The following is a 25,074-nucleotide window of genomic DNA, read 5'->3' as shown; positions in this document are numbered from 1 at the left end:
GTTTTAGCATTAATTTGCGGTAGTGAAAGCCTCTTCAGGCTGTTTGCGCGCCGAGATAAAGACCAGCAGTAGCGCAAGCCCCGCCACAATTGCCCCCATCACCGGAACAAAGCTGTAGCCCAACCCACCGGAAATCACCGCCCCACCGGCTGCGGCACCCAGAGCATTCCCCAGATTAAACGCGCCAATGTTGACTGACGATGATAATCCAGGCGCTTCGCTGGCAACACGCATCACGCGCATCTGCAACGGCGGAACGACCGCAAACGTCGCTGCCCCCCAGACCACCATACTAACTGCCGCACCCAGCTCATTACGCGCCAGGAAAGGAATGGCCAGCATAATAACCATCAGCAGCAGTAAAAAGCCTTTCAGCGTACCGTTGACGGAACGGTCAGCCAGTTTGCCACCAAGATAGTTACCGATTGAGAAGCCAACGCCAATCAGCACCAGCATACCGGTCACAAACGCCGGTGTGGCATGGGTGATTGTATGTAACACTGGTGAGATATAGGTATAAAGCGTGAACATCGCCCCGGCTCCCAGAACGGTCGTCAGCAGCGCCGACAGCACCTGCGGACGCATAAGTACCGCCAGTTCGCTACGGACATCCGGGCGCTCTCCCGCCCCACCTTTGGGTAATGAGAAGAACAGGCTGACCATGGCGATGACGCCCAGACCCGCCGTTGCCATAAATGACATACGCCAACCGATGGTTTCACCAAGCCAGGTCGCCGCAGGAACGCCGCCAATATTGGCAATGGTCAACCCCATAAACATGGTTGCCACGGCGCTGGCCTGCTTATGTTTGGGTACTACGCTTGCAGCGACAACGGAGCCAAGACCAAAAAATGCCCCATGGTTCAGACTGGTCAAAATACGCGATAACATCAGGGTGGTGTAATCCGGCGAGATAGCCGAAAGCACGTTGCCCAGCGTGAAAATCGCCATCAGGAATATCAACGCATTACGTCGCGCACGATGGGACAGCAGTAATGTCATCAGCGGAGCACCCACCATCACCCCAACCGCATACGCGCTGATTAACATTCCGGCCGCGGGAATCGAGACATCCACACCTTTGGCAATGACGGGCAATAATCCCATTGGCGAAAATTCAGTGGTGCCAATGCCAAACGCGCCGATCGCCAGCGCCAGTAAAGGATAATTGAGTTTCATATTTCGACTCCGTAACGTCGAGCCGGGGCGCGACATAAAATAAGAGTCAAAAGCATGACATTGATCGCAAAATTAATAAAGTTAACAAAATTGCAAAAGACTTTTGCTTATTCGCAAACAATCGACGGGAAAGGCAAGCGGAAAGGATGAGGGAGAGCGAACTCCCTCGGGGGAAATCAATGCAGCGCTGCGGTCAGGCCACCCGCGACGATCAAACCCAGAACAATAATGGTAGTCACTAACGAAAATTTCAGATCGGTGCTCATCAAGTTTTCTCCTTTTTATTCCCACACAAAAAGTGATATTGCGCATTTTTACACACTTGAAAGCAAAAATCTCTCACGATTTATATTGATAACTGCTTTTAACTCTTCCCCTTTTCGTTAAGATCAGACAAAATTCCACGCTTACTTGATTAGCGTACCGGCCATTGACCCCTTCCTGACGTTCCGTGTCGTTTTCCCGGCGTGCCGCAACCCTTACGTTGCGCTAAGGGTGTGTTAAGGCAAACGTTTACCTGGAGTATTCTCAGGAGCTTAGGATATGGTCTGGAGTGAGATGTAATGGCAACAATTAAAGATGTAGCGAAGCGAGCAAACGTTTCCACTACAACCGTATCACACGTAATTAACAAGACGCGCTTTGTCGCGGAAGAAACGCGTAATGCTGTCTGGGCGGCGATCAAAGAGCTGCACTATTCTCCGAGCGCCGTGGCGCGCAGCCTGAAGGTGAATCACACCAAGTCTATTGGCTTGCTGGCCACCAGCAGCGAAGCGGCCTATTTCGCTGAAATTATCGAAGCCGTTGAGAAAAACTGTTTCCAGAAAGGCTATACCCTGATTCTGGGTAACGCATGGAACAGTCTCGAAAAACAGCAGGCTTATCTGTCAATGATGGCGCAAAAGCGTGTTGATGGTCTGCTGGTGATGTGTTCTGAGTATCCGGAGTCGCTGCTTTCGATGCTCGAAGAGTACCGCCATATTCCGATGGTCGTCATGGACTGGGGCGAAGCTAAAGCCGACTTTACCGATACGGTCATTGATAACGCCTTCGAAGGCGGTTACATGGCGGGTCGGTATCTGGTAGAACGCGGTCATCGTGAGATTGGCGTGATCCCAGGCCCAATGGAGCGTAATACCGGAGCCGGGCGTCTGGCAGGCTTTATGAAAGCGATGGAAGAAGCGCTGATTAAAGTTCCTGAAAACTGGATTGTGCAGGGCGATTTTGAGCCTGAATCGGGCTATCGCGCCATGCAGCAAATTCTGTCACAGTCGCATCGTCCGACCGCCGTCTTCTGCGGTGGCGATATCATGGCGATGGGTGCGCTGTGCGCCGCTGACGAGATGGGACTGCGCGTACCGCAGGATGTTTCGCTCATCGGTTACGACAACGTGCGCAACGCCCGCTTCTTCACGCCGGCTCTGACGACCATTCACCAGCCTAAAGATTCACTGGGGGAAACGGCCTTCAACATGCTGTTAGACCGTATCGTGAATAAACGTGAAGAGTCGCAGTCTATCGAGGTTCATCCGCGCCTGGTAGAACGCCGCTCCGTTGCCGACGGCCCGTTCCGCGATTACCGTCGTTAAGACTGTTGTGCGGGAGCCTCATCGGGCTCCCGCAACCACTCCTTATTCAGTGTTTCACTATCCCCTAAATAGTCCAGCAGCCAGCTCAATGCCGGCGACGTATCGTTCTGTTGCCAGGTCAGGCAGCATGCGGCATCAGGAAATGGATTCTCCAGCTGTAGCGCGACCCATTTGCCGCTATCAATCCACGGTTTGGCAAAATGCGTCGGTACCATGCCCACGCACAGACCTGCAGATAAACAGGTAGCAGAAGATTCCCAGTCAGGCACCACGACGCGCTTTTGGTTATCCAGCAGCCAGGTAATACGCTTAGGAAGCGTCCGCGACGTGTCTTCACGCACCAGCGACGGCCAGTTGCGCAACGTGTCGTCGCTTAGCGGTCCGGACATTGACGCCAACGGATGATGGCTTGCCACCACGCAGCTCCAGCTCAGCATTCCCATGTCGCGGAAGGTATAGCGCCCCCCCACCGGAATCGCCTGCGTGGCGCCGATTGCCAACTCAACGCGCCCATCGGACAGCGCATCCCAGACACCGTTAAACACCTCCTGGAAAACCAGCAGCTCCACATCATCAAAATGACGATAGAAATCCACGATCATCTGTCGGGTACGATCCGGGCGGACAATGTTATCTACCGCGATCGCCAACTGCCCGCGCCAGCCGTTGGCAATTTGCTGACATTGCTGGCGGGTGATCTGCATTTTTTTGATAACAGAGCGGCCTTCTTTGAGAAACCATGCACCGGCAGGCGTCAATTCCACGTCCCGATGGCGTCGCTCAAAAAGCGGCACCGCCAGCCACTCTTCCAGTTGACGTACGGTATAGCTTACCGCCGAGGGTACGCGGTGCAACTCCTGCGCGGCCGAACTAAAGCTACCGTTACGCGCAACCGCATCCACAACTTCAAGTGAATATTCCGACCACATGTTCTGCCTACAAAAAATTTGAAATCAGTAAGCAAATATTAGCGTTTCACAGCAAGAATTACACTCACTACACTCAGCGGCATTGTACTACTGCTAAAAAAAGAGAAATGATGATGCAACCTGGGAAAGGATTTTTAGTCTGGCTGGCGGGTCTTAGCGTACTCGGCTTTCTGGCAACGGATATGTATCTGCCCGCCTTCGCCGCAATTCAGTCCGATCTGCAGACGCCTGCATCTGCCGTCAGCGCCAGCCTTAGCTTATTCTTAGCGGGTTTTGCCGTCGCGCAACTTCTGTGGGGACCGCTCTCTGACCATTATGGTCGCAAGCCTGTTTTGCTGCTGGGTTTATCCATCTTCGCGCTGGGCAGTTTGGGCATGCTGTGGGTTGAAAATGCCACCGGTCTGCTGGTACTGCGCTTTGTTCAGGCCGTTGGCGTTTGTGCGGCATCGGTTATCTGGCAGGCGTTGGTCACCGATTATTATCCTTCACAAAAAGTAAACCGCATCTTTGCCACCATTATGCCATTGGTCGGGTTATCCCCGGCATTAGCGCCGTTATTAGGCAGTTGGATCCTGGTACATTTTTCCTGGCAGGCCATTTTCGCCACCCTGTTTGCCATTACTCTAATCCTGATGCTTCCGGCTCTGCGCTTAAAACCAACAGCTAAAGCACGCGACGACAGCCAGGATAAACTGACTTTCGCTACCCTGTTGCGCTCAAAAGTTTACCGCGGAAACGTGCTGATTTATGCCGCCTGCTCCGCGAGCTTCTTCGCGTGGCTGACGGGTTCCCCGTTCATCCTCAGCGAAATGGGCTACAGTCCGGCGGTGATTGGCCTGAGTTATGTTCCGCAAACCATCGCTTTCTTAATTGGTGGTTACGGCTGCCGCGCTGCGCTGCAAAAATGGCAGGGCCGTCAGTTGCTGCCCTGGTTACTCATTCTGTATGCCTTTAGCGTAGTGGCCACCTGGGCAACCGGCTTTATTCACCATGTTGCGCTGGCTGAAATCCTCATCCCATTCTGCGTTATGGCGATTGCCAATGGAGCAATCTACCCTATTGTTGTGGCTCAGGCGTTACGTCCTTTCCCACAAGCTACGGGACGCGCAGCAGCATTGCAGAACACACTGCAACTGGGTTTATGCTTCCTGGCAAGCCTTGTGGTTTCCTGGTTGATCGCCACCCCGCTGCTCACCACCACCAGCGTGATGCTGACAACGGTGCTGCTGGCGGCCGCGGGTTACAAAATGCAGTCGCAGAAGGCTAACGCCCCGCACACAGATGATCGGGCGCAAATTGCCCACGGTGAGTCTCACTAGTAATCGCCACGAATAATTGATTAGCCTGCTAATATTTATTGGTTGAATCGTCAAAAATTCAGGCCTATACTGATTTCCGGTTGTTAAAAAAACGATAATTGTTATGTGTTAACGGGGACAAGAACGTTCCCGTTTTCCCATGGATGGTCTTTTCGGCAAGGGTTCCTCCCTTCCTCTGTTCTACGTCGGATTATAGATTCGCGGATTAATTCCGTGAGAGTTCTCACAAAGCCCAAAAAAGCGTCTACGCTATTTTAAGGTTCTGATCACCGACCAGTGATGGAGAAGCTATGAGTTCATCGTGTATAGAAGACGTCAGCGTACCGGATGATGACTGGTACCGCATCACCAATGAATTATTAAGCCGTGCAGGTATTACCATTAATGGTCCGGCACCGGCAGATATTCGCGTAACGAACCCCGATTTTTTCAAACGCGTATTGCAGGAAGGATCGTTAGGGTTGGGTGAAAGTTATATGGATGGCTGGTGGGAATGCGACCGGCTGGACATGTTTTTTTGTAAAGTCCTGCGCGCCGGTCTTGAAAACCAACTCCCCCGCCACTTTAAAGACACGCTACGTATCGCCACGGCTCGCCTGTTCAATTTACAGACCAAAAAACGTGCGTGGGTCGTCGGCAAAGAACACTACGATTTGGGCAACGATCTCTTTACCCGCATGCTGGACCCTTATATGCAGTATTCCTGCGCCTACTGGAAAGATGCCGATACCCTGGAATCTGCCCAACAGGCGAAGCTAAAAATGATTGCCGAAAAACTGCAGTTGAAGCCAGGCATGCGGGTGCTCGATATTGGCTGCGGCTGGGGCGGCTTATCCCAGTTTATGGCGTCACAATATGGCGTTAGCGTGGTGGGCGTGACCGTTTCGGCAGAACAGCAGAAAATGGCGCAGGCGCGTTGTGCGGGGCTGGATGTCACAATTTTGCTGCAGGATTATCGCGACCTTAACGACAAATTTGATCGCATTGTCTCCGTCGGCATGTTTGAGCATGTGGGGCCGAAGAACTACGCGACTTATTTTGAAGTGGTTGATCGTAATTTAAAACCCGACGGCCTCTTTTTGCTGCATAGCATCGGCTCTAAAAAGACCGACAATAACGTTGATCCGTGGATCAATAAATATATCTTCCCGAACGGCTGTTTACCGTCAGTTCGCCAGATTGCCAACGCCAGCGAGCCGCATTTTGTGATGGAAGACTGGCATAATTTTGGCGCGGATTACGATACAACGTTGATGGCATGGCACGAGCGTTTCATGAGATCCTGGCCTGAAATCGCCGATAACTATACCGAACGCTTTAAACGGATGTTCAGCTATTACCTGAACGCGTGCGCCGGTGCGTTTCGTGCTCGCGACATTCAGCTGTGGCAGGTGGTTTTTTCCCGCGGCGTTGAACACGGCCTGCGCGTTCCCCGCTAATCGTTATCACCCCCGTGCCAACGGGGGTTTTACACTCTGGCTTAGGCTCCCGCCTCACCCGTTACGGTACTGATGGCGCTTTCACGCGCCGCCAGTACGCGCTCAACGGTATCAACCACCGCCTGGGTTTGAGGATCGATTTCGATATTGACCCGCGCGCCTAACTTTTTCTTACCCAGCGTCGTACGTTCCAGCGTTTCCGGGATCAAATGCACACAGAAACGCGTCGGAGTCACCTCACCGACCGTCAGACTGATGCCATCAATTCCGATAAATCCTTTGTACAAGATGTATTTCATCAGCGACGGATCCTGAACTTTAAACCACACCTGGCGGTTGTTCTCCGAGGTCAGAATTTTCGACACTTCGGCGGTCGTCATAATATGGCCCGACATTAAATGTCCGCCAATTTCATCACTGAATTTTGCCGCACGCTCAACGTTGACCAAATCCCCAACCTTCAGGTCACCCAGATTGGTGATACGCAGCGTTTCTTTCATCAGATCAAAGCTTATCTGGTTACCGTTGATTTCGGTTACCGTCAGGCAGCACCCATTGTGGGCAACCGATGCGCCGGTCTCCAGCGCATCCAACATATATTCAGGTAACTCCACAACATGCGTACGAAAATTTGGTTTTTCATCAATGGACACCAATTTCGCGGTGCCCTGCACAATACCCGTAAACATACTTCTAACTCCTGAACTGAATTAAGACATCTCTGCACAGCACAATAGCAGGTGGAAATTCAGGTTGCCAGCAATGCGCCGCTACTGCCTGTTTTTTCACTGGAGAATTACGTATTCCTCGCTACAATAGACTGAAATTTCCCCTGCTTTTTCTCCTTGCTGCCATATAAGGCGGCTTTTTTAGTCTCTCAAATAACAACAATATAGTGGTGTACACGTGCAAAAGTATGTAAGTGAAGCGCGTCAGTTATTAGCTCTGGCAATTCCGGTGATTCTTGCGCAAATCGCTCAAACCGCAATGGGATTCGTTGATACCGTCATGGCGGGCGGATACAGCGCCACGGACATGGCGGCCGTCGCCATTGGCACATCTATTTGGTTGCCGGCCATTTTGTTTGGTCACGGACTGCTGCTGGCCTTGACGCCAGTGATTGCGCAACTCAATGGTTCCGGGCGCCGCGATCGCATTGCCCATCAAATACGCCAGGGTTTCTGGCTGGCGGGCAGCGTCTCCATTCTGATTATGATCGTGCTCTGGAACGCGGGATACATTATTCGCTCCATGCATAACATCGACCCAGCGCTGGCGGATAAAGCCGTCGGCTACCTGCGCGCGTTGCTGTGGGGCGCGCCGGGGTATTTGTTCTTCCAGGTAGCCCGTAACCAGTGTGAAGGTCTGGCCAAAACCAAACCGGCGATGGTGATGGGATTTCTCGGCCTGCTGGTGAACATTCCTGTTAACTATGTTTTCATTTATGGGCATTTTGGCATGCCGGAACTTGGCGGCGTGGGCTGCGGCGTGGCAACGGCGGCGGTTTACTGGGTGATGTTTATCGCCATGCTGTCATACGTTAAACGCGCACGCTCGATGCGTGATATCCGTAATGAGCGTGGTTTCCAGAAACCGGACACCGCCGTAATGAAGCGCCTGGTACAGCTGGGTTTACCTATCGCGCTGGCGTTATTTTTCGAAGTGACGCTGTTTGCTGTGGTGGCGCTGCTGGTTTCCCCGCTGGGGATTGTCGACGTGGCCGGACACCAGATCGCGCTCAACTTCAGCTCGTTAATGTTCGTCCTGCCGATGTCTCTGGCTGCGGCCGTCACCATTCGAGTCGGTTATCGTCTGGGCCAGGGTTCCACGCTGGATGCGCAAACCGCAGCCAGAACAGGTCTGGGCGTCGGCGTCTGCATGGCGGTTGTGACGGCGATTTTCACCGTGACATTCCGTGAGCACATTGCCCTGCTCTACAACAATAACCCGGAAGTTGTCGCTCTGGCAGCGCAGCTCATGTTACTGGCCGCGGTGTATCAAATATCGGACTCTATCCAGGTTATTGGCAGCGGTATCCTACGTGGTTATAAAGATACGCGTTCCATTTTCTTTATTACCTTTACGGCATACTGGGTACTGGGTCTGCCGAGCGGCTATATTCTGGCGCTGACCGATCTGGTGGTTGACCGGATGGGACCGGCAGGATTCTGGATGGGCTTTATTATCGGCCTGACCTCTGCGGCAGTGTTGATGATGCTGCGGATGCGTTTTCTGCAGCGCCAGCCGTCAGCGGTTATTTTACAACGCGCCGCACGATAATCCCCAAATAGCCGCCATCTGGCGGCTTTTTTATATCCTCAAAACGGGCTGGCGTTTTGGGCCGTCATCCATTCCTGACTGACCGGATGCCTGAAATGCAGTTCACTGGCATGCAGCATCAGTCTCGACGTCCGTTCGGTGCCTGGCAGCAGACGCCCACCATATAAATCGCACCCCAAAATGGGATGCCCCAACTGCTGACAGTGGATCCGCAACTGGTGGGTACGCCCGGTTTCAGGTGTCAGCCGTACCCGCGTCAAAGCGAGTAATGTCCCATCTTGCTGGCGATGATGAAAACGCTCAATAACCTGATAGCGCGAGCGCGCGGGTTTACCGTTAATGGCGCAAATCGACATCAGTGGAAACAGCGCCGGGTCTTTGGCAATCGCTGCGTCTATAACGCCTTCATCGTTTTTCAGATGCCCGCACAGCAACGCACTATACACCTTGCTTACCGCGCGCTGACTGAACTGCTGGCAAAGCGCGGCGTTGATAGCCTTGTTACGGGCAATCACCATCAGCCCTGACGTCCCAAAATCAAGCCGATGTACCAGCGTACAGCCGGGGTAAATCTGTACCAGCCGGTGATGTACCGAATCGAGATTCTGCGGGTTTTTCCCCGACAAACTAAGCAGTCCGGTGGGTTTATTGATAAGCACCAGATGCTCGTCCTGATAGAGGATCGCTATCTCCTCATGACAAGGCGGGGCAATAAAGGTATCGAGGATCGTAGACATGAGCGGCCAGGATGAAGTGTGGAAACGGATGATAGCGAATTTTTACCACACTGGCGAATCAGGGCGCTTAACCAATGACAATCATTGCATGATAGAGTGTGGGATATCCTGAGTGCGATGAGAGGTTACACCGTGCAACAAATCGATTTCTACATGGTAGATGCCTTTACCACTACGACGTTTGGCGGTAATGCCGCAGCAGTATGCCCGCTCGATGACTGGTTGCCCGATGAAATATTATTAAAAATGTCACAGCAGCATAACCAGTCGGAAACCGCTTTTTTTGTCGCCAATGAGAATGGCTTCGAGCTGCGTTGGTTTACCACGCAAGGCGAAATTAATCTGTGTGGGCACGCCACGCTTGCCGCCGCACATGTCATCTTTGAACATCTGGATTTCCCGGAAGCGACCATCCATTTTGCCACCCGTTTTGTGGGTCCACTGACGGTCACGCGCAGCGGTGATTGGCTGACGCTTGATTTTCCTGCCTGGCAAAGCGAACCTGCCCAACCGCCCGCCTTACTGCTGGAAACATTGGGCATCACCGAATATAAAGAAGTGCGCGTCGCGCGCGATTACATGGTCGTGATGGAGAATCAACAGCAGGTTGAGGCTGTGCGCCCGAATATCCACGCCATGATTCCCCTCGGGAAAATGGTATGTATCACCGCGCCGGGTGACGGGGAATACGATTTCGTCAGCCGTTTCTTCTGCCCGGGTGAAGCGGTCGCGGAAGACCCGGTTACCGGTTCGACGCATAGCATGCTGATTCCTTACTGGGCTGCAAAACTGAATAAAACGCAGATGCTGGCGCGCCAGGTCTCTGAACGCGGCGGCGATTTACGCTGCCAGCTGACAGGAACGCGTGTTTATATTGGTGGACAAGCAGTAACTTATCTGACGGGTAAAGTGCTGTTACGCTAGCAGCCTTACCCAAATTAACCAATCCATGGAGGATTTATGGCAAACAAACTCGTGCAGATACACTTTGATTTTCCTGGTCCGTTTGGCGCTGAGATGTCACATCAGCTTGTTGAACTGGCCGAATCCATCAACCAGGAACCGGGTTTCATCTGGAAAATCTGGACCGAGAACGCAGCAAACCACGAAGCGGGTGGCATCTACCTGTTTCAGGATGAAGACAGCGCTCTGGCCTATATCAAAAAACACACGGCCCGCCTGAAGCACCTGGGTGTGGAAGACGTGACGTGCAAAATCTTCGATATCAATGAACCGTTAAGTAAGATTAACCACGGCCATATCGGCTAATTTTTGGCTTTAACGCCCCGCCCCGGGGCGCTTCTTCACTCCCCTGCTTTACCCTCATCAAAAGCGTTCCCCCTCTTTCACCGCGCCAGGATAGCTATATAACGTGGGTCACGTTTGCCATAGTTCACAAAATCATCACCTGTGAAAACTATCACTAGCCGAACGCGGTTTGAAAGCGTATAAAATAATACAAACAGTATTATTTTATACAAAATGAATTACCACTAACTACAGGAGATTCTCTTATGTCCGTGGACATTACATTGAACTCATCTGCAGGAGGTTTTCCGCCTGCAGGTCATTACTCACACAGTACAACGGCTGGCGGATTCGTCTTCATTTCTGGTCAGTTGCCGGTCACAAGTGATGGCGAAAAAAAAACCGAGGCCTCTTTTGAAGAGCAGACGCGGCTGGTACTGCAGAATATTGATGCCTGCCTGGCTGGCGCTGGGGTTTCTCGACAGCACCTGGTGTCAGTACGCGTCTATGTAACAGATATCAACCAATGGCCAACGTTTAACAAAATCTATGGGGAGTGGATCGGTGATTTCCGGCCCTCCCGCGCGGTAGCGGGCGTTGCAGAGCTTCATTATGGTTTCGCGCTGGAAGTTGAAGCTATTGCCCTGGCCCCACAAGCATGACGTTTAACGACATACAGGTGAACAACAATGACTGAAATGACACTGCCTGATTATAACGATGTTGCCGCCGCGGCAGAGCGCATCGCAGACTATGCCAACAAAACGCCGGTGATGACCTCCCGAACGGTTAATGACGAATTTGGTGCTGAAGTTTTCTTCAAGTGCGAAAACTTCCAGAGAATGGGCGCGTTTAAATTTCGCGGAGCCATGAATGCGTTACGCCAGTTCACGCCAGAACAACGCGCTGCGGGCGTCGTCACCTTTTCGTCCGGCAACCATGCGCAGGCCATTGCCCTGTCGGCAAAATTGTTGGGGATCCCGGCGACGATTATCATGCCGCATGATGCCCCGGCGGCTAAAGTTGCAGCCACAAAAGGCTATGGTGGAAATGTGGTGATTTACGATCGCTATACCGAAGATCGTGAAAAAATCGGGCGGGAGCTGGCAGAGAAACAAGGATTGACGCTGATCCCGCCATACGACCATCCGCACGTGATTGCGGGCCAGGGTACCGCCACAAAAGAGCTGATTGAAGAAGTGGGTCAGCTAGACGTTCTTTTCGTGTGTCTGGGCGGTGGCGGCCTGCTTTCGGGCTCCTCACTGGCAGCCAGACATCTGTCACCTGACTGCATCATCTATGGTGTCGAGCCGGAGGCAGGAAACGATGGTCAACAATCGTTTCGCAGCGGAAAGATTGTTCATATCGATACGCCGAAAACCATTGCTGACGGTGCTCAGACCCAACATCTCGGGAATATTACGTTTCCGATTATCCAGCGAAATGTGCACGATATTCTGACTGTCTCAGACGATGAATTAGTCGCCTCGATGAAATTTATCGCTGAGCGAATGAAAATTGTCGTGGAGCCGACTGGCTGTCTGGGTTTTGCCGCCGCCAGAGCGCGCAAAGCTGAACTTCGCGGCAAAAAAATCGGCATTATCATCAGCGGTGGGAACGTGGATATCAGCCGCTACAGTGAATTCCTTGCCGGGTAATCAAGAAGGTATCTGCCATGCGGATACCTTATTACCGTCTGAACACTCGCGTCTGGAAAAGCGAACCCTGCTCACTGTAAACTGCCCGCAATCATGGCAACAGGCATCACCGCAGGAGACTGGCATGCCAAAAACCGATAACAACTCACTTCTCAGCCAAATTGACACTATCGCCAGGGGCTTGAGCGAGACCTTCTCTCCGTTTTGCGAAGTGGTGGTTCATGATCTCAAAAATCCTGAACATGCCATTTTATCCATCCATAATAACCTGTCCGGACGAGAACCCGGCCAACCGGCAACAGAACTGGGTCTGGCGCGAATCGCATCGCCTGAATTCCCCAGCATTATAGCCAACTACAGCAACCAGTTTGCCGATGGCCGCCCGGTGAAAAGTACCTCCATCGGCATCAAGGATGATGAAGGCAAATACGTAGCAGCACTCTGTCTGAACGTGGATATGACGCTGTTTCGTGGCATGCAGAGTGCCCTTGCGCGTTTTACTGAAACCGCTGACTCTCCCATTAAGGAACATATCGATCCCGGCAGTAACGAAGTCATCCGCCAGCGTATCGATGACTTTGCCGCTAAATGCGCAACGACGGCCCGCGCCCTGAAACCTGAAGACCGTAAACGACTGATTCAACAATTACGCAAAGACGGTTTGCTGAACGTACGAAAATCTATGGACACTGTGGCGCAGCATCTGGGCGTCTCCAGAGCGACCGCGTATCTGTATGCCCGCCAGTCGGCTCAGGCTGGCGAATAAACCCGGTTATGCGGCGCTCAGCAAGGTTTATCCGCCTGGCTCATGCAGCAAGCCAGCGCGGCATATTCCCCCAATCTCGGTGTATCCAGCCATTGATAAGTTCATTAAGTTGCTGACGATCCCGTAGGTGATTTTGCATATTTTGAATTCCTGATAATTGACTATTTTTGAACGTCTGCTACGCCTGTGTAATCTAATCCCGGGAATAGGCAAAAGTTCGATTTATTCAACAAGGTTACCCGCCGATAAAACAACGATTCCCTGTCGCTGCACAAAAAAATAAACCTTTATGATCGTGTGATTTTTTAACAACCACAGAGTGAGTGTTTTTTGTACAGACACAACAAAAATCACCGTCCGTTAATAACAGACTTCGCCTGATTTAATAAATATTCATAACCATTAAGCATGGCAACCCATTGATTTAAATGAATTAAAATACAGACAACTTCACATCATCAATAATAGACAGGCGGAATATATAAATAGCGTGATATCTAAATTATAATTCTTTTACATCCGGCTGATTGGTGAGGTTAGAATGCGGTTAATAGTCATGTTGGTAAGCGTTGTGCTCTCCACCCAGCTTTGGGCGGGTGAACTTTCCAGGCCCACCGGTAAAGTTCTTTTAACGTTATCCGGTAATATTGAAAATACAAATGAAGACGGGAAAGCGGTTTTTGATACCGCCAGCCTTGAGAAGCTGGGCATGGTAAGTTTTCAGACCACCTCCCCCTGGTATAATGGACGTACGACCTTTACGGGTATTCCACTACAAAAACTCATGGATTATGTTGGAGCGAGCGGCTCCGTTGTAAAGGTTACTGCGCTTAATGACTACACCACCGTTATCCCTCTCAGTGATTTCAAAAAATACAATGCCATCCTTGCTTTAAAAATCAACGGAAAATATATGCGCATCCGTGATAAGGGCCCATTATTCATTGTGTACCCCTATGACAGCATGCCGGAACTAAATAATCAGATTTATTATTCAAGGTCTGCATGGCAGGTCAGTAGTATGGATATTGAGTAAGCGTTCAGAGGAACATCATGAACAGAATACTGGCTGGCATCATCTTTTTTCTTTTTATATCGACCGGATATATCTCTTTCCTCGTGCATGAAAGGCAACAAGAGCTACAGAAACTGACTCACTACACCGATTCCTGGTCTGCCGCTCAGTTGGTATCTCAATATTACCGATTTGAATCGTTGCTTGGTCTTTACACTATCGATGATACGATGAATCTTGATGATGTACGCATGCGTCTCGACATTATGCTCAGCCAGAGTGATTTGATAAAAGAAGGTGATTTGGGGCGCTACATAGAAAGCAATATAGCCCACCGTGAGCTAGCGGTAACACTTGAAAATACCCTTAGTTATCTGGATGATAATCTCGAGAAAATGAACCGTCCAGCACTCCAGGCGTATCTGAAAAAAATGCATACCCTGGATGCACAACTTGGACGTCTTTCATCCGGCGCATTAAACAAAGATGTTAACTCGATTAATAACGCCAACCAAAAAATTCAAACGCTGTACTATATTTACTCAACGACATCTGTACTGCTAATAATACTGAGTGCGATTCTGGGTGTACTCATTTTTTATCAAAACAGAAATATTCTGCGGGCGCACCTTCAGGTCAAGAGTCTTGCCGAAGAACTGCAGAAATCGAAGGAAAAGCTACAAATTCAGAATGCCAAACTGGAATATGACGTCTACCATGACTCGCTCACCGAGATGAATAACCGCCAGCTATTCTGGAGCGATTTAAATAAAACAATCGAAATGGCAGAGAAAAATAACGATGCTGTGACTGTGATGTTGTTTGATTTAGATCGATTCAAAGAGGTCAATGATACGTATGGTCATGATGCCGGTGATATGTTACTGCGCCAGATATCGGATCGTCTGATTTCGACAAGCCTTACGTCGGATACGCTGTATCGCTTAGGCGGGGATGAGTTTGCGTTTCTCTCAAGTGGTCTGACAGAAAGTCGGGCCGTTTCGCGAGCCCAGAAAATATGTGAGTTTATCAGCCAGCCCTACACCATTTACAACACAATTATCAACATAACCACCTGTGTTGGCATTGTTATCTCAGAAAATGAGCGTCGCTCTGACTATCTTTATAAATTTGCCGATCTGGCCCTTTATGAAGCCAAAAATGAAGGCTCTGGCAAGATAAAAGTCTTCCGGCAACGAATGTTAGAAAAACTGCAGGAAAGCAGAACGCTTGAGCATGATATGGCATTAGCAATAGTGAACAAAGAGTTCGTGGTGTATTACCAGCCTATTGTCGATTCTTTCAGTCAGAAAATATACAGCTATGAGGCGCTAATTCGTTGGGTCCATCCTCTCAAGGGCCTCCTGTCGCCGGATAGCTTTATTCCTGTTGCTGAAAAAACAGGGATGATTAATGAGATGGGGAAAGCGGTACTGGAAATTGCCTGCAGGGAAGCCGCGGGTTGGGCGGTTCCGGCTAAAATTTCAGTCAATGTCTCCCCTGTCCAGCTAAGCAGCAAGGCCTTTGCAGGAATCGTGTTAACCATTCTGAAAGAAACTGGACTTCCACCTGACCGCCTCGAACTGGAAGTGACTGAATCCTCTCTCTTTACCGAGAGTGCTACACCGATAAATACGCTTAATAAGCTCCGGACCCTGGGGGTAAAAATCTCCATCGATGATTTTGGTACCGGATACTCTTCTCTTTCGCGCCTCAGCAGACTTGCCTTCGATAAAATTAAAATAGACAAGTCCTTTGTGCATTCGATATCTACACAGGAAGACGCCCTGACTATCATCAAACTTATCACGGGTATGGCGAAATCTCTCAATATGAAGGCTGTTGCAGAAGGTGTTGAAACGCAGGAGCAACTGACAAGACTTCAGGCTCTGGGCTGCGATTTCGCGCAAGGATATCTGTTTGGCAAACCTCAGCCTTGTATCGATGAGGAAATCAGAAACGGTTAAATCGCGGTCGGCACATTTGCCCGTGGGTGCGGGCCGCATTTTCTCATCGATTACACACCGTGAAAATTATCCCTGCTTAAACGCATCAGAAAACGGCAGGGATAACCTTCGCGAACAACGGATATTTCTGCCCCAGATTTACTCGCCATCAGGCTAATTAATCATTAACCGTAGGGCTAAATCCTTCGGATAAGGATCAAAATAGTTCTGGGTGAGCAAATAGCTGTCTGGGTATTCAGCAAGGTAGTGCTTGAGCAGAGTCAGTGGCGCCAATATTGGCAGCAGTCCGCCGCTATAGTTGAGGATAACGTCACGCAACTCTCCGCGCTGGCGGGTGTTCAACCGATCGCGGAAGTAGCCCTGAATATGCATCAGTACGTTGGTGTGATTTTTCCGTGAGGCGGGCTTTTTGAGGATCGCCATTAGCTTTTCGCGATATACCACGAAAAAAGCGTCCAAATTATCCCACTGATGGAGCGAGGCCACGAAAGGGCCAATATCCCGGTAACCCGCCTGGTGATGAGCCAAAAGCTGGAGCTTATAGCGGCTGTGGAAGTTGAGTAAACCGTGGCGAGTAAGACCAGAGGCTCGCAGTATATTAAGCTCATGTAACGCGAACACTCGCTCGACAAAGTTCTCCCTCAGCACCGGATCGTGCAAGCGGCCATCTTCTTCGACCGGCAACCACGGGTAGGTTTCCATTAAGGTGCCGGTAAACAGACCGGTTCCCTCTTTTCGCCCGCGATTTCCCTTTTCGTCATACAGCCTCACTCTCTCCATTCCGCAGCTCGGTGATTTAGCACAGACGATAAAACCCGACAGACCGCCAAGCCCATTGATATATGAAGCGGTGAAATCGGACATTTTATCGGTGACATCCTCACCAGGCGCATGGCTAAAACACATGCGGATATTCCCCTGGGCGGTTTGAACCAAACGCAACGCGGGGCGTGGTACAGGCAAACCGATGGACATCTCCGGGCAGACAGGTTTAAAAGTCACCCACTGAGCCAGCTCGTCCATCACAAACCCCATCCGTTTATGCCCGCCGTCGAATCGCACGGCTGAGCCGGTTAAACATCCACTAATCCCGATGACAGGTTGAGTGTTCATAACGCCCCCTCTTTTTTTGACGCCCTTTTTCGGGAAGAAAAGTATGACTGTTTCACTAATAAATCATAGCGTACGTTATTTATCTGTAGCAGGCTCCCTACGAAAAACAGGTTAACCAATTTAAGTAAATATGCGCAGCGAAAGTTGGTAATTCCCCTGAACGGTTCTATAGTCGGGACTGCTTCTCATTACAGGGTTCACTAATGCGATTTAACGGACTGACTAAAGGTTTCTTCATTTTCATACTTGCCCTTGTGACCTGGGCGTTCTTCGATGTGTTGTCTCCCTATTTCTCTGCCATTTTGTGGGCCGCAATCTTAACCACCATCTTTAACCCGGTGAAAAACAGACTGCGCAGCGCGCTTGGCGAACGTAACGGGCTGGCGTCACTGCTCACCATCGGCATCATCTGTCTGATTGTTTTTATCCCACTGATGGTGATCTTCTCCTCGTTGGCTATTGAGCTGAACGTGGTGTATGCCAAATTACAACAAAACGACACTCAGTTCCCGGAAGTGGTCACCGCCATTATTTCGTATCTTCCTGACTGGGCCAGAGGATTCCTCGCAGAACATAATCTGGATAACGTCGCGCAGATCCAGAAAAAACTGTCCGACGTTGTACTGCAGGGTGGACAGTACCTCGCCGGCAGCGCGTTCCTGATTGGTAAAGGGACATTCGGCTTTGCTATTAGCTTTGGCATCATGCTGTATCTGCTGTTTTTCTTACTGAAGGACGGGCCGTACCTGGTGCGCCAGATTCTGGACTCATTACCGCTTTCTGATTTTGCCAAACAGCACCTGTTTGCCAAATTCGTCGGCGTGACGCGGGCAACGGTCAAGGGCACGGCGGTCGTGGCGTTGGTTCAGGGTATTCTTGGCGGCATCGCGTTTGCAATTGTCGACATCGACGGCAGCGTCCTGTGGGGCGCGCTGATGGCGTTTCTCTCCCTCGTGCCCGCGGTCGGCTCAGCGATCGTCTGGGTACCTGCGGCAATATTCCTCTTCGCCACGCACCAGCTGTGGCAAGGGCTGTTTATCGTTGGCTTCTTCGTGATTATCGTCGGGCTGGTGGACAATATCCTGCGCCCGCTGCTGGTGGGTAAAGACACCAAAATGCCGGATTATCTGATTCTGATTTCCACTCTCGGCGGAATGGAGATCTACGGCATTAACGGCTTTGTGATTGGCCCCCTGATTGCCGCACTGTTCATTACCTGCTGGAACCTGTTTTCCGGGCGCGATCATGAAGGTAACGTGGAAGGAATCGACGAAGCCTTTATGGAAGAAGGAAAAAATCCTCCAGATTTATGATGGCAGGACGATAACAGAAGGCGGTCCTGAGACCGCCTTTTTTATTTTCACGCAAAATCATACGTTTCCTATAATTTCAATCATGCTTATTCATTAATCGTCGCAGAAGGAACTAATCAGTGCGAATTGCCACAATCACCAACTGGGCCTACAGCGCGACGGTGTGTCTGACCATTGCCTCCGGCGTTGTCATGTTGATGGCCTCCAGCGCCGATAACACCGAACGCCAGGTGGTGGAGCAGCGTTATCAATTCGATCAACTGACCGAAGAAGTCGAGCTCGATGCCTGGTCGCTGTCCAGTCTGGCACGCGAATATGTTATTGCAAAAGACCCGGAAGCGCTTAACGCCTACCGCCAGAAAGAAGCGTCGCTGAAAGCCGTTGAACAGCGACTGTCGAAACTAAAAGACATTGGGGCGACGGATGAAGAGCTGGCGCTATTGCATGAAGGGCTACAGATTGTTGATGCCCTGCAGGATGAGCAAGCTGCGGCGCTTGCCAGCGTCACGCGCGGAGAAGAGTCGCAGGCCATCGCCCTGCTGTATGGCAAATCCTATGAACAGGAACTGGAGCGAGCCCAGGACCGGATAGATCATTTCCGTCAGTTACTCGACAGCCGCGTACGCAACACCATTGAAGATGCCACTCAGACTTCGCGCACGCTACGTACGGCTTCGGAAGTGATGGTCGGGCTGACGGCGCTGCTATTTTTGTTCGTTCTCGGCTTTATTTTAAAACGCCGCGTACTGCGTCCCGTGGTGCGTTTGAGCGATGTGGTTAACCGTCTGGCGTCGCAGGATTACGCCGTTGAGACACCCAGCTTTAATCAGATCGACGAAATCGGCGATATGGCGCATGCGATCCGCATTTTTCGCGAGAACGGCCTGGCACGTCAGCGACTGGAGAAAGAACGAGACGCCGACTGGGCAATCCGCGAGCTGCTCGCACGTATGACTCAACGTTTGCAAGGCTGCGAGAATTTTGCCGATGTCATTAATGTGGCAGAGCTGTTTGCGCCGAATGTTGCTCCCGGTATTGCCGGGCGACTTTACATACTGGATCGAGAGCCCTGGCAGATGCGCTGCGTTGCGCAATGGCTTTCACCGCAGGGCAAAGCGGATGCTTTCCACCCGGACGAATGCTGGGCAGTGCGCCGCGGTCAGAGCCATCCACCGGTGCAAGGCGAACCCGATATCGCCTGCTACCATCTACCGGAATCATGCCAGCAGCATACCCTGTGCGTGCCACTGATTGCCCAGGGTGAAGCCATCGGCCTGCTCTCATTCCAGAACCTCAGCAATGATTCCGCTCCCTCTCGCGCGTATCTGGAACTGATGGCGGAAGCACTCGGTCTGGCGTTAGCCAACCAGCGCCTGCGTGATGCGCTGCTGGAGAAAGCGCTCTACGACCCGCTAACCGGCCTGCGCAACCGTCACCATCTGGAAGATACGCTGCGTACCCAGATGAGCCAGGCAGTGCGTAACAAAGAGCCGATCAGTTGCCTGATGATCGATATCGATCATTTCAAAAATATTAACGACCGCTTTGGCCATGAGGCGGGCGATAGCGTAATAAAAAGTATCGCCACCACTATTCAGCGCGTTGTCCATGACAGCGGCATGGCCTTCCGCTACGGCGGTGAAGAGTTTCTGGTGTTGCTGGCCAATACGGATGAGCAGGCCGCCAACCGCTTTGCGACAGATATTTATAATGGTGTACGCGAACTGTCGCTGCGCTTTGGACTTTCAGAGATTGGTCACGTTGATGTCTCTATCGGCGTTGCCAGCTATCCGCAGCACGCCCAGAGCGACAATCTTCTGCGCGCCGCAGACGTGGCGCTGTATCGCGCGAAAGAGTTAGGCCGTTCGCGCATCGTGAGCTTTGGCATGCTGGAAGCGAGCTAAGATACGTCAGTACGCCGTGCATTGCTTTACCTCTGCGCCAGGCGGTGATATGTTGACTGGATGAACACAAAACACGATATCACCGCGTTTAATCACAACCTGTGGTGGCTGCCTTCTTAAAGGCGGTCAGAATGTGTTTTCCCCATTTTAAATAACCGCCGAAAGGCGGTTATTTGCATTTAAAGACCCCTTTCGGTTTTTTGATTAAGGAGTCTTACATGAACAACAAAACTATCATCCTCACTGGCGATCGTCCCACTGGCCCGCTGCATCTCGGCCACTATGTTGGCTCTCTGCGCCAGCGCGCCACGCTGCAACATGATTATCAGCAGTTTATATTGGTTGCTGACCTGCAAGGGCTAACCGATAACGGCAGCACACCACAAAAGATCCGCAACAATATTCCCGAAGTGCTGGCTGATTACCTCGCCGCAGGAATCGACCCGTCACTCACCACCATTTGTCTGCAGTCGGCCCTGCCCGCCCTCGCTGAGCTGACCGCGCTTTATATGAACATTGTTACCGTGGCTCGCGTGGAGCGAAATCCTACGGTCAAAAACGAAATTGCGCAGAAAGGATTTGCCCGCTCGTTACCGGTTGGCTTTCTGGTTTATCCCATCAGCCAGGCGGCAGATATTACCGCCTTCAAAGCCGAGGTGGTTCCCGTCGGCGACGATCAGTTGCCCATGATCGAACAGACCAATGAGATCGTGCATAAGATGAATAGTCTGTTACCGACCTCTGTCTTGTCGCATTGTAAAGCGCTACTGAGTGAGACCAGCCGTCTTCCAGGGATCGACGGTAATGCCAAAATGTCAAAATCGCTCGGCAACACACTACTCCTGTCTGCCAGCGAAGAGGCTATTCATCATGCGGTCAGCGCAATGTACACCGATCCCAATCATCTAAAAGTGTCCGATCCGGGGCAGATTGACGGCAATATGGTATTTACTTACCTCGATGCTTTTCATCCGGATAAAGCAAAAGTGGCGGAGATGAAAGCGCATTATCAGCGCGGCGGGCTGGGTGACCGGACATGCAAAAACGAGCTGGAGATGTGCTTGCAGGAGCTTATCGCCCCGATGCGCGAGCGGCGGGCAACCTACATCCAGGATAAAGGAATGCTGATGGCGATGCTCAAAAAAGGAAGCGAAGAGGCGCACGAGGTCACGCAGCAGACATTAAAAGAAGTAAAGCAAGGACTGGGTTTGCCGGTGTTCTGAACTCGAAGCACTACAGGTTCGATAATTAAAGATAGCTCCCGACGAATGACAATCGCCGGGAGTGGCGCAGCTATGCGTTGACGCGTAAAGATAACCTCTGTCACAGAGGCTAATTAATTCGCTGTTTAATAATCCACTCAAGACGATATGTCGTTTTTTATGCAGTGCTATTTCTACCCTGCCCCTTCAATTATTTCAGCTAATCATTATGAATTACCCATTACATGTACGGGTTCGAAATCCTCACCTTGCCTGAGATATGATTATTTGTTAAATTAACCGCATTAGCGTTAAATACATTGAGCATTACACAGACGCTATTTATACAATAATGAATGATGGAGTTAAAATGAAGTATGCGTTTGCATTAATGTTGAGTATGGTATTATCAGGTTGTACCGCAAATGATTGGGTGGATGCTGCAAGTGGGATAATGCAGGCAAAAGACCAACACGATAAAGACGCAAGAAACAATCGCATCAAAGAAGCCAACAGGGCTGCAGGCTACTGATATCTAAATGATTAATACATCCATCTTCTTGTCTTTATAAACAGAAGATGAATGGTATTTTAAGCAAATTTACTGACTAAATAGCACAATTAAAATTGGTTTACAGCGCATACATATCCTTGCAGAGAATATAATAACCTAACGCTCAGTCCGCTCCGCGCCAGACGCTGGCTTTGCAAGTCCCCTATCCCTATTCCTCATGTAAAAATGGCACTAATTGAAAGATGCCAATCCACCTCCTCATGTATATCTATATCCACACATAGTCATAAAGAAAAGGATGGATGAAGATGCTAAGAGGTAAAAGAGCTGTAATTACGGGTGGAGGCGGAGGATTTGGCCAGGCGCTGTGCGTGTGGCTGGCGCGAGAAGGCGTCGAGGTGGATTTTTGCGCGCGGCGTGCTGATGATATTCAAAAAACTTGCAGTATCATCGCGGCTGAAGGCGGGATTGCAAAAGGATATATCTGTGATTTAACCCAGCCTGAATCCCTTTCGCAGTTTTCTTCACAGTTGTTAACTTCAGACAAGCCCATCGACATTTTAATCCTCAATGCCGCCCAGTGGCTGTCAGGAACGTTAGACGATCAACCAGACGCAGAAATTATCAATACCGTCAGTTCAGGACTGACAGGTGCGATTTTACTGACTCATGCATTGTTGCCTGGGTTAAGACGTTCAGAAAGCGCGGATGTCGTCTCAATAATATCTTCATGTGGGATTCCGAATTTTACGGATTCAATTGCGCATCCCGCTTTTTTTGCCAGCAAACACGGGCTTAGCGGATTCACATCTAAACTGTCACACCAGTTGTCCGAAGAAAATATACGTGTGACCGGGTTGTATCCACCGGATTTCGAACTTACCGGGTTAGATACGTTTGTTGATAGTCAATCCAGAATGGGGGAACGTTTATTAAATGGACGCTCAGTCTGGGAAACAATTCGTTTTGTGCTCGCTCAACCGCGTAGTTGCCATATAGGTAGTATCTACTTTCAAGGTCCAACTCGCGAGAAACTGAGTGCCAGGGGCTGGCGTTGCTAACTCCCCCAAGATAATAATCATTGGAGCTCTTCTCAAGTACAGAGCGTTTAACTGTTTTGTTAAAGCCTGAACAATAGTACTTTTCCCGCTTTCTGGCAGGAAGCTGAAAATGATTAGAATAGTTTGGCTATGAAATGATGAAATCCAAAAGTAATAAAACACATTAGCCCCTGACTTGAGGGATTTTGCGCCTCTATTACCACAAGCGATATGACAAGCGTCGAAAAGTATTACTGCCAGTCTTACTCGTGGCAGTCCTTGGGTCTGTCAGCGTAGCCGTTCCATGCCAAAATCGGTCATAGCTGACCTGGTGGGAGCGAACTTGCAAAATGAAACATTTAAAAAAATATAGAAGTCTAACCCGTCAAACAATCAGATTGATGCTCAAAAGGATCTCAAGCAGATCCTTATGATTTTTCTGATCGTTATGTCCTACCACTCACCATACGGATAGGTTTTACCTTTGATGAAATCACGCATAAAGGGATCGTAGCCGTTAGCCTCGATGTAACTGAAATCAATTTTGTTAGGAACATTTTTGCATATCAACATGTTATTCCCCGTCAGGGTAAATTGCCGTGCAGGATGCTGGAGCACAACAGGATCGCCGTTATCTGGGCATTGAAGTCGATGATGCGTTAGAGATCTCTGAATCGATTGAAGTCTAAGGTTGTCAGGGCTGCAACAGCAGCTCTGTGGCAATGGCAGACTGGCAACGAACGAATCAGAGAGCAGATGCCGTTCTTACTACAAAACAGTGGTCAAATTTCTTGACCAATCCCAGGAAAGAAATCTTCAGCAACTCTATTAAATTGCATTAGTCAATCCTGAAACTGAAAGCCTGCATCGATAATAGATCCATATAGAGTATTTACCAGCCCAAAAGTCCTAACGGCACAATATGGTTGTGGAATACCTCAGTGGGATGAAACAAAGGAAACAAAGCAATTCAATACCCGGCTAACCTCACGATTTTTAAGCCATATCATCATAGTATTGACATTACCAATGTGAGGAGTAATAGAGTGGCACCGTATGGGGAAGCTCGTTTCATACTGTTTGACGACGCTCTCAGGCAATAATGCAATGCCCATTCCGGCACTTACGCAACCAAGTATTGCCTGAAAAGAACCAAACTCCAGCGGGTCGTCATAATCGACATTTTGTAGCCGTAACCATTGCCCAAGCCGGGAACGATAATTACATCCTTTCACAAAGACGAGCGGCCTTGTCACCTCCAGATCGGCTCCCGTCACGACATCACCATGCTCTGCGGCCGTAACCAGAACCAGGGTTTCCTGACACAGCACCTGCGTTTGTAGCCTTGAATTGTCTACGTGCAACGCCTTGTGGTCAGCGACGAAGGCAATTTCAAGTTCACTATTCTGGATCTGACGAACTAACACATCTGTCGGTGACGTTTTTAAGTTTAATTCTACGGAGGGCATTTCACGGTGGAAGTTTGCCAGCAAAGCAGGAAGTCGGACGGCGGCAGTGGTTTCCATTGCGCCAATGCGCAGAGGGCCAGCCGCTTTCGTTCCCTGCATAGACAACTCGGCTTCGTCTAAAAGCGCGAGGATTTTGTTAGCGTAACGCAGAAGCAGTTCACCTTCAGGGGTGATGTGAAGACGATTCTTCTCGCGAACAAACAACGAAACATCCAGGCTGGACTCCAGTTGCTTGAGCCGCGTCGTGACGTTTGAAGAAACGCAGTGCAGATTACGGGCTGCTGCGGTGATAGAGCCGGTTTCCGCGACGGTTTTAAACAAATTTAATGAGGTACTGTTCATCGTGTCTGTCACTCAAAGTGAAGGTTTTCGTCATTTTTATTAACTTTTTAT

23 protein-coding genes are annotated in these 25,074 nt (G+C 50.3%); 16 read left to right on the top strand and 7 right to left on the bottom strand.

What is annotated here, in order from left to right; translation table 11 throughout:
* Window positions 1-9: 9 nt before the first annotated feature.
* Together OGV75_RS15785 and cydH are read right to left on the bottom strand one after the other, a co-directional pair.
* Window positions 10-1,179: an MFS transporter gene (locus OGV75_RS15785; protein WP_046276347.1), complete on the bottom strand. Its 1,170-nt coding sequence runs from the start codon at window positions 1,177-1,179 to the stop codon at window positions 10-12.
* Between the two features lie 176 nt (window positions 1,180-1,355).
* Window positions 1,356-1,445 carry a cytochrome bd-I accessory subunit CydH gene (cydH, locus tag OGV75_RS15780; RefSeq protein ID WP_003029209.1) on the bottom strand — a complete coding sequence of 30 codons (90 nt, stop codon included), beginning with the start codon at window positions 1,443-1,445 and terminating at the stop codon, window positions 1,356-1,358.
* A gap of 297 nt (window positions 1,446-1,742) precedes the next feature.
* Here cydH and purR point away from each other — a divergent pair, with 297 nt between their 5' ends.
* On the top strand, window positions 1,743-2,768 hold the full coding sequence (purR, locus tag OGV75_RS15775; protein WP_003832757.1) for an HTH-type transcriptional repressor PurR: 1,026 nt from the start codon (window positions 1,743-1,745) through the stop codon (window positions 2,766-2,768).
* On the opposite strand, the gene punR is transcribed toward purR, so the two are convergent.
* Window positions 2,765-3,697 carry a DNA-binding transcriptional activator PunR gene (gene punR / locus OGV75_RS15770; RefSeq protein WP_049269567.1) on the bottom strand — a complete coding sequence of 311 codons (933 nt, stop codon included), beginning with the start codon at window positions 3,695-3,697 and terminating at the stop codon, window positions 2,765-2,767. The two genes, purR and punR, sit on opposite strands and share 4 nt — an antisense overlap.
* A gap of 113 nt (window positions 3,698-3,810) precedes the next feature.
* Between punR and punC the strand changes: the two genes are divergently transcribed.
* Window positions 3,811-5,016, top strand: a complete 1,206-nt coding sequence (gene punC / locus OGV75_RS15765) for a purine nucleoside transporter PunC (protein WP_016156423.1) — start codon at window positions 3,811-3,813, stop codon at window positions 5,014-5,016.
* Between the two features lie 290 nt (window positions 5,017-5,306).
* Window positions 5,307-6,455: a cyclopropane fatty acyl phospholipid synthase gene (cfa, locus tag OGV75_RS15760; RefSeq protein ID WP_016152983.1), complete on the top strand. Its 1,149-nt coding sequence runs from the start codon at window positions 5,307-5,309 to the stop codon at window positions 6,453-6,455.
* 41 nt (window positions 6,456-6,496) lie between these two features.
* Here the strand turns inward: cfa and OGV75_RS15755 are convergent, their stop codons facing one another.
* Entirely contained in the window at window positions 6,497-7,144 is a 648-nt protein-coding gene (locus OGV75_RS15755) for a riboflavin synthase subunit alpha (protein ID WP_115190610.1), read from the bottom strand.
* A 217-nt stretch (window positions 7,145-7,361) separates the two neighbouring features.
* Here OGV75_RS15755 and mdtK point away from each other — a divergent pair, with 217 nt between their 5' ends.
* Window positions 7,362-8,735 (top strand): multidrug efflux MATE transporter MdtK, encoded by a 1,374-nt coding sequence (mdtK, locus tag OGV75_RS15750; protein WP_016152981.1) that lies wholly within the window; start codon window positions 7,362-7,364, stop codon window positions 8,733-8,735.
* A gap of 38 nt (window positions 8,736-8,773) precedes the next feature.
* On the opposite strand, the gene OGV75_RS15745 is transcribed toward mdtK, so the two are convergent.
* Window positions 8,774-9,472, bottom strand: a complete 699-nt coding sequence (locus OGV75_RS15745; RefSeq protein ID WP_016156422.1) for an RluA family pseudouridine synthase — start codon at window positions 9,470-9,472, stop codon at window positions 8,774-8,776.
* A 132-nt stretch (window positions 9,473-9,604) separates the two neighbouring features.
* Here OGV75_RS15745 and OGV75_RS15740 point away from each other — a divergent pair, with 132 nt between their 5' ends.
* The 7 genes from OGV75_RS15740 (at window position 9,605) to OGV75_RS15710 (ending at window position 16,126) form a co-directional block, all read left to right on the top strand.
* A complete protein-coding gene (locus OGV75_RS15740; RefSeq protein ID WP_286480882.1) occupies window positions 9,605-10,396 on the top strand; it encodes a PhzF family phenazine biosynthesis protein in 792 nt (263 codons plus the stop codon).
* A 36-nt stretch (window positions 10,397-10,432) separates the two neighbouring features.
* Window positions 10,433-10,741, top strand: a complete 309-nt coding sequence (locus tag OGV75_RS15735) for a monooxygenase (RefSeq protein WP_016152978.1) — start codon at window positions 10,433-10,435, stop codon at window positions 10,739-10,741.
* A 245-nt stretch (window positions 10,742-10,986) separates the two neighbouring features.
* Entirely contained in the window at window positions 10,987-11,382 is a 396-nt protein-coding gene (locus OGV75_RS15730; protein WP_019076721.1) for a RidA family protein, read from the top strand.
* Between the two features lie 27 nt (window positions 11,383-11,409).
* The gene (locus OGV75_RS15725) at window positions 11,410-12,378 is read left to right on the top strand and encodes a threo-3-hydroxy-L-aspartate ammonia-lyase (protein WP_016156418.1); all 969 of its coding nucleotides are present in this window, start codon (window positions 11,410-11,412) and stop codon (window positions 12,376-12,378) included.
* Window positions 12,379-12,502: 124 nt separating this feature from the next.
* Window positions 12,503-13,144 (top strand): helix-turn-helix transcriptional regulator, encoded by a 642-nt coding sequence (locus OGV75_RS15720; RefSeq protein ID WP_016152975.1) that lies wholly within the window; start codon window positions 12,503-12,505, stop codon window positions 13,142-13,144.
* Between the two features lie 541 nt (window positions 13,145-13,685).
* Window positions 13,686-14,180 carry a putative pterin-binding protein gene (locus OGV75_RS15715; RefSeq protein WP_016152974.1) on the top strand — a complete coding sequence of 165 codons (495 nt, stop codon included), beginning with the start codon at window positions 13,686-13,688 and terminating at the stop codon, window positions 14,178-14,180.
* 17 nt (window positions 14,181-14,197) lie between these two features.
* Window positions 14,198-16,126: a putative bifunctional diguanylate cyclase/phosphodiesterase gene (locus OGV75_RS15710; protein ID WP_047417681.1), complete on the top strand. Its 1,929-nt coding sequence runs from the start codon at window positions 14,198-14,200 to the stop codon at window positions 16,124-16,126.
* Window positions 16,127-16,279: 153 nt separating this feature from the next.
* Here OGV75_RS15710 and OGV75_RS15705 read toward each other — a convergent pair whose 3' ends face one another.
* On the bottom strand, window positions 16,280-17,239 hold the full coding sequence (locus tag OGV75_RS15705; protein WP_286480881.1) for a YbgA family protein: 960 nt from the start codon (window positions 17,237-17,239) through the stop codon (window positions 16,280-16,282).
* Window positions 17,240-17,442: 203 nt separating this feature from the next.
* Between OGV75_RS15705 and OGV75_RS15700 the strand changes: the two genes are divergently transcribed.
* The 5 genes from OGV75_RS15700 (at window position 17,443) to OGV75_RS15680 (ending at window position 23,233) form a co-directional block, all read left to right on the top strand.
* On the top strand, window positions 17,443-18,552 hold the full coding sequence (locus OGV75_RS15700) for an AI-2E family transporter (RefSeq protein ID WP_016156415.1): 1,110 nt from the start codon (window positions 17,443-17,445) through the stop codon (window positions 18,550-18,552).
* Between the two features lie 119 nt (window positions 18,553-18,671).
* Window positions 18,672-20,456 carry a sensor domain-containing diguanylate cyclase gene (locus OGV75_RS15695; protein WP_286480880.1) on the top strand — a complete coding sequence of 595 codons (1,785 nt, stop codon included), beginning with the start codon at window positions 18,672-18,674 and terminating at the stop codon, window positions 20,454-20,456.
* A gap of 218 nt (window positions 20,457-20,674) precedes the next feature.
* The gene (trpS, locus tag OGV75_RS15690) at window positions 20,675-21,679 is read left to right on the top strand and encodes a tryptophan--tRNA ligase (protein ID WP_016156413.1); all 1,005 of its coding nucleotides are present in this window, start codon (window positions 20,675-20,677) and stop codon (window positions 21,677-21,679) included.
* Between the two features lie 349 nt (window positions 21,680-22,028).
* Window positions 22,029-22,190 carry a hypothetical protein gene (locus tag OGV75_RS15685; protein WP_016152967.1) on the top strand — a complete coding sequence of 54 codons (162 nt, stop codon included), beginning with the start codon at window positions 22,029-22,031 and terminating at the stop codon, window positions 22,188-22,190.
* A 290-nt stretch (window positions 22,191-22,480) separates the two neighbouring features.
* A complete protein-coding gene (locus tag OGV75_RS15680) occupies window positions 22,481-23,233 on the top strand; it encodes an SDR family oxidoreductase (RefSeq protein WP_286480879.1) in 753 nt (250 codons plus the stop codon).
* A 917-nt stretch (window positions 23,234-24,150) separates the two neighbouring features.
* On the opposite strand, the gene OGV75_RS15675 is transcribed toward OGV75_RS15680, so the two are convergent.
* Entirely contained in the window at window positions 24,151-25,023 is an 873-nt protein-coding gene (locus OGV75_RS15675; protein WP_016152964.1) for a LysR family transcriptional regulator, read from the bottom strand.
* Window positions 25,024-25,074: the final 51 nt, after the last annotated feature.

Origin of the sequence: Citrobacter sp. Cb028 (genome assembly GCF_030336705.1) — a bacterium.
GTDB lineage: Bacteria > Pseudomonadota > Gammaproteobacteria > Enterobacterales > Enterobacteriaceae > Citrobacter > Citrobacter braakii.
Note: the sequence above shows the minus strand (reverse complement) of the source record. Positions and strands in the feature narration are given on the sequence as shown.

Bases quoted from the DNA above. Each gene is read 5' to 3' on its own strand.
- OGV75_RS15785 (WP_046276347.1), bottom strand. From the start codon at position 1,179: ATGAAACTCAATTATCCTTTACTGGCGCTGGCGATCGGCGCGTTTGGC.
- cydH (WP_003029209.1), bottom strand. From the start codon at position 1,445: ATGAGCACCGATCTGAAATTTTCGTTAGTGACTACCATTATTGTTCTG.
- purR (WP_003832757.1), top strand. From the start codon at position 1,743: ATGGCAACAATTAAAGATGTAGCGAAGCGAGCAAACGTTTCCACTACA.
- punR (WP_049269567.1), bottom strand. From the start codon at position 3,697: ATGTGGTCGGAATATTCACTTGAAGTTGTGGATGCGGTTGCGCGTAAC.
- punC (WP_016156423.1), top strand. From the start codon at position 3,811: ATGCAACCTGGGAAAGGATTTTTAGTCTGGCTGGCGGGTCTTAGCGTA.
- cfa (WP_016152983.1), top strand. From the start codon at position 5,307: ATGAGTTCATCGTGTATAGAAGACGTCAGCGTACCGGATGATGACTGG.
- OGV75_RS15755 (WP_115190610.1), bottom strand. From the start codon at position 7,144: ATGTTTACGGGTATTGTGCAGGGCACCGCGAAATTGGTGTCCATTGAT.
- OGV75_RS15745 (WP_016156422.1), bottom strand. From the start codon at position 9,472: ATGTCTACGATCCTCGATACCTTTATTGCCCCGCCTTGTCATGAGGAG.
- OGV75_RS15735 (WP_016152978.1), top strand. From the start codon at position 10,433: ATGGCAAACAAACTCGTGCAGATACACTTTGATTTTCCTGGTCCGTTT.
- OGV75_RS15730 (WP_019076721.1), top strand. From the start codon at position 10,987: ATGTCCGTGGACATTACATTGAACTCATCTGCAGGAGGTTTTCCGCCT.
- OGV75_RS15725 (WP_016156418.1), top strand. From the start codon at position 11,410: ATGACTGAAATGACACTGCCTGATTATAACGATGTTGCCGCCGCGGCA.
- OGV75_RS15720 (WP_016152975.1), top strand. From the start codon at position 12,503: ATGCCAAAAACCGATAACAACTCACTTCTCAGCCAAATTGACACTATC.
- OGV75_RS15715 (WP_016152974.1), top strand. From the start codon at position 13,686: ATGCGGTTAATAGTCATGTTGGTAAGCGTTGTGCTCTCCACCCAGCTT.
- OGV75_RS15710 (WP_047417681.1), top strand. From the start codon at position 14,198: ATGAACAGAATACTGGCTGGCATCATCTTTTTTCTTTTTATATCGACC.
- OGV75_RS15705 (WP_286480881.1), bottom strand. From the start codon at position 17,239: ATGAACACTCAACCTGTCATCGGGATTAGTGGATGTTTAACCGGCTCA.
- OGV75_RS15700 (WP_016156415.1), top strand. From the start codon at position 17,443: ATGCGATTTAACGGACTGACTAAAGGTTTCTTCATTTTCATACTTGCC.
- trpS (WP_016156413.1), top strand. From the start codon at position 20,675: ATGAACAACAAAACTATCATCCTCACTGGCGATCGTCCCACTGGCCCG.
- OGV75_RS15685 (WP_016152967.1), top strand. From the start codon at position 22,029: ATGAAGTATGCGTTTGCATTAATGTTGAGTATGGTATTATCAGGTTGT.
- OGV75_RS15680 (WP_286480879.1), top strand. From the start codon at position 22,481: ATGCTAAGAGGTAAAAGAGCTGTAATTACGGGTGGAGGCGGAGGATTT.
- OGV75_RS15675 (WP_016152964.1), bottom strand. From the start codon at position 25,023: ATGAACAGTACCTCATTAAATTTGTTTAAAACCGTCGCGGAAACCGGC.